General features: G+C 73.8%; 3 protein-coding genes. 1 reads left to right on the forward strand and 2 read right to left on the reverse strand.

What is annotated here, in order from left to right:
• Positions 1–2,017 (forward strand): potassium transporter Kup (locus MHY29_RS11425; protein ID WP_239241321.1); only part of this gene is annotated, 2,017 nt, incomplete at its 5' end.
• Positions 2,018–2,074: 57 nt separating this feature from the next.
• Here the strand turns inward: MHY29_RS11425 and MHY29_RS11430 are convergent.
• Complete coding sequence (locus tag MHY29_RS11430; RefSeq protein ID WP_224356345.1) at positions 2,075–2,575, reverse strand: DUF456 domain-containing protein; 501 nt, start codon at positions 2,573–2,575, stop codon at positions 2,075–2,077.
• Positions 2,576–2,771: 196 nt separating this feature from the next.
• Positions 2,772–4,250: helix-turn-helix domain-containing protein (locus MHY29_RS11435; protein ID WP_370643531.1), on the reverse strand; the 1,479-nt coding region annotated here is incomplete at its 5' end.

Below are 4,250 nucleotides of genomic sequence, written 5' to 3' on the forward strand. Positions count from 1 at the left end.
CCCCTCCTCCGCAGACCGCTCCGGCGGCCACGCGGCCCCCGGCCACCGCCCGGCCACGGCGGAACGCGCGCGCACCGGCATGCTCATGCTGGCGATCGGCGCGCTGGGCGTGGTGTTCGGGGACATCGGCACCTCGCCCCTCTACGCGCTGCAGACCCTGTTCTCCGCGGACCACAACGCCGTCACGCCGTCCTTCGCCCACGTCACCGGGGCGATCTCCCTGGTGCTCTGGTCGCTGATCCTCATCGTGACCCTGACCTACGTGCTCAACGTGCTGCGCGCGGACCACCACGGCGAGGGCGGCGTGCTCTCCCTGGCCACCCTCGTGCGCCGCCACTACGACGAGGCCACCACCCCGGACTCCGACACGGACGTCGCGCAGGACGCCGCCGCCCCCGGCCCGGCGCGCCGGCGCCGCGGGCAGTGGGCCTTCACCGCGGGCCTGATCGGCTGCTCCTTCTTCTTCGGCGACTCCGTGATCACGCCGGCGATCTCCGTGATGTCCGCCGTGGAGGGCGTCGCCGTGGCCGTGCCGTCCCTGGAGCACTGGATCATCCCCGCATCCCTGCTGATCCTGATCGTCCTCTACGGCCTCCAACGCTTCGGCACCGGCGGCGTCGGCATGCTGTTCGGCCCCGTCATGGCCGCGTGGTTCGCCACGCTCGCCGTCCTCGGCGTCGGCCCCCTCCTGGACCGCCCCGACATCCTGGTCGCGCTGTCCCCCCTGCCGGGCCTGATGTTCGCCCTCCAGCAGCCCATGGTCGCGCTCGTGGCGATGGGCGCCGTCGTGCTGGCCGTGACCGGCGCGGAGGCCCTCTACGCGGACATCGGGCACTTCGGCCGCCTCCCGATCTCCCGGGACTGGCTGTTCTTCGTGCTGCCCGCCCTCGCCCTGAACTACCTCGGCCAGGGCGCGCTCATCCTCGACGACCCGGGCGCCGTCGCCAACCCGTTCTTCCGCCTGGCCCCGGACTGGTTCGCGCTCCCGCTGACCATCCTGGCGATCGCGGCCACCGTGATCGCCTCGCAGGCCGTCATCACGGGCGCGTACTCCGTGACCCGCCAGGCCATGCGCCTGGGCTACCTGCCCCCGCTGGCCGTGCGCCACACCTCCGGCAAGGAGGCCGGCCAGGTGTACCTGCCGCTGGTGAACTGGATCCTGCTGGCCGCCGTCGTGCTCGTGGTGCTGATGTTCCGCTCCTCCGTGGCCCTGGCCACCGCGTACGGCCTGGCCGTGACCGTCACCATGATCATCACCACCACCCTCGTGCTGGTGCACATGGCGACGACGTGGCGCCGCCCGCTCTGGCAGCCCGTGCTGCTGGGCACGCTCGTGCTCCCGCTGGAGCTGTCCTTCCTGGCGGGCAACCTCGTCAAGGTGTTCGAGGGCGGCTGGCTGCCGCTCACCATCGGCGGGCTGGTCCTGGGCACCATGACCGTCTGGCACCGCGGCCGCGTGGCCGTGTCGCACCGCTGGTCCCGCACCGAGGCGGACCTCGAGACGTTCATGGCGAAGGCCGCCCACCACGTGGAGACGGGCGACCTGCGCCGCGTGCCCGGCCACGCCGTCTACCTGGCGCCGAGCGCCCGCCTGGCCCCCGCCGCCCTGCGCATCAACCTGCGCGCCAACCGCGGCGTCCACGAGAAGACCACCCTGGTGCACGTCGTCACCGAGGAGCAGCCCTACGTGGCGGAGGCCGAGCGGTGCACCGTGCGGGAGGTCGGCCCGCTCAGCGGCGTCCACCAGGCCGTGATCCGGGTCGGCTTCTTCGACGCCCTGGACATCCCCGGCACCCTGCGTGCGCACGCCGCCGCACTGGGCCTCACCAACCGGGACCTCGTCCAGGCCGTGTACGTGCTCTCCCGCAGCCGCTACCTCACCCCGCGCGGACACGGCCCGAAGACCTGGGGGACGCGCGCGTTCGTCTCCCTCAGCCGGCTCGCGGACCAGCCCGTGTGGCAGTACGGCCTGCCCGTGGACCACACCCTGGAGGTCGGCTCCCGCGTGCGGCTCTGAGCCGGGCGACCGGCGGGGTCGTCCTGGCGGGAGGCGACGCCGACCACGGCCGCGGGCTCAGAGGCTGAGGACGTGGACCAGGGCTCCGGCGCCCACGCTGGCCAGGGCGACCATGGCGCAGCCGAACTCGACGAGCATGCCCAGGCCCATGGCCTTGAGGGCACCCCACGAGCTGGTCAGGGCCGCGCGCGCGTCGCGGCGGCGCGCCCACTCGGCGCCGAACAGGCCCGCGGCGAACCCCACGAACACGCCCACCACGGGGATCACGAAGAACCCGACGACGGCGGCCGCCACGCCCGTGAGGATCGGCCCGCGGGGTATGCGCTCCTTCACGAGCCGCCGGCCGGTCAGGGCGGCCGAGGCGCTCATGCCCGCGATCGAGAAGGCGCAGGCGATCAGCCCGAACGTCCAGGACGCAACCGACCCGAGGACCCACGCCCAGGCCAGGGAGACCACGGCGTTGAGGACGGAGCCCGGCAGCACCGGGTAGACGGTGCCGACCAGGCCCACGATCAGCAGCAGGACGGCCAGCAGGGAGACGAGGATCGCGAAGGTCACCGATCCAGTATGGCGGGCGGGACGGTCAGCCCAGGTCGGACAGGAGGCGGTCCTCCAGCAGCCACGGCGCCTTCTCGGCCGGGGCCGCCGGGGTGGAAGACGACGTCGTAGGCCTGGCCGTCCACCTCGTGCAGGTCCTGCGGGGCGCGCACCCGGTCAGAGGCGTGCGGCACGGCCCGCACCCCTCGCCGCCCGGTCAGGCCGCCCCCGACCCCTCCGGGGGCCACCGGCTCTCCTGCGTCTGGAGGAACTCGAACACCTGCACCTCCTCCACGCCCGGGAAGGCGCCGCCGGGCATGGCCGCCAGCAGGTGGGCGTTGGCGCGGGCCGCCGGCCACGCCTGCCCGCCCCAGGCCGCCTCCAGCTCCGCGGAGGGCAGTCGGCAGCACTTCGGGTCCGGGCAGGTGCTGCGGGTCCGCGCGGAGGTCTCCCGGCCGCGGAACCACTTGGCGTCGTCGAAGGGCACGCCCACCGTGAGGGAGTAGAAGCCGGTGGAGGTCGGCTCGACCACCGCCGCCGACCAGTACGTCCCGGCCGGGGTGTCCGTGTACTGCGGGAACGCGCCGAGGTGGTCGGCCACGGAGAACACCTGCCGGCTGGTCCAGTGCCGGCACGCCGTCTGGCCCTCGATCGCCCCGATGTGGTCCGTGGGGAACGGGATGCCGTCGTTCTCGTACGCCTTGTGGAACACCCCGGACTCGTGGACCTTCGCGAAGTGGCAGGTCAGTCCCAGGTGCTCGGTGGCCAGGTTGGTGAACCGGTGCGCGGCGGACTCCCACGACACGCCGAACCGGTCCCGCAGGTCGTCCACCGAGAGGTCGCGGCGCTCCTTCGCCTCGCGCAGCGCGCGCACGGTGCCGCGCTCCGGCATCATCATCGCCGCGGCCAGATAGTTCGTGTACACGCGCTGGCGGAGGAAGTCCGCGTAGTCCGCGGGCTCGCCGTGGCCCAGCACCGAGGAGCACACCGCTTGCAGGAGCACCGCGCGCGGGTCGTGGTCCGGGCGCCGGGCCCGCGCCAGGTAGATGCGGCGGTTCTTCAGGTCGGTGACGGAGCGCGTCGAGTGCGGCAGGTCGGGCACGAACCGGACCGCGAACCCCAGGTGCTCGGCCAGGGCGGAGACATGGTGGTGCGTCAGCGGGCCGTCCGCCACGTCCACCGCCTCCCGCAGCTCCTGGGCCCGGCGCTCCAGGTCCGCGTAGTGGTTGCCGCAGGCCCGCATCTCCTCCCGGAGGGCGCTGTTCGCCCGGCGGGCCTCCTCCGGGGTGGACACGCGCTCGGCCATCTGCCGGTCCAGCTCGGCCTGCAGCCCCGCGATCACCTCGAGGACCTCGTCCGGGGTGCGAGGGCCGATCTTCAGGGCGGGCAGACCCAGCCGCTGGAACAGGGGGCCGCGCTGCGCGCGCTCCACGGCCACCTCCAGGGCCGCGCGCCGGCTCGGCGCCTCCGGCGTCAGCAGGTCCTCCACCCCGACGCCGTGCACGTCCGCCAGGGCGGTCAGCAGGGTCAGCCGCGGCTCACGGTGCCCGTTCTCCACGAGGGAGAGGTGGGACGCGGTCACGCCGACCTTCTCGGCAACGTTGGACAGCGTCGCCCCGGACACCCGGCGCAGGTGGCGCAGCCGGCGGCCGAGCACGAGGGGGTCGACGCTGTCCAACGTTGCCGAGAAGGTCGG

The organism is Micrococcus sp. ACRRV (assembly GCF_022346985.1).
Lineage (GTDB): Bacteria > Actinomycetota > Actinomycetes > Actinomycetales > Micrococcaceae > Micrococcus > Micrococcus porci.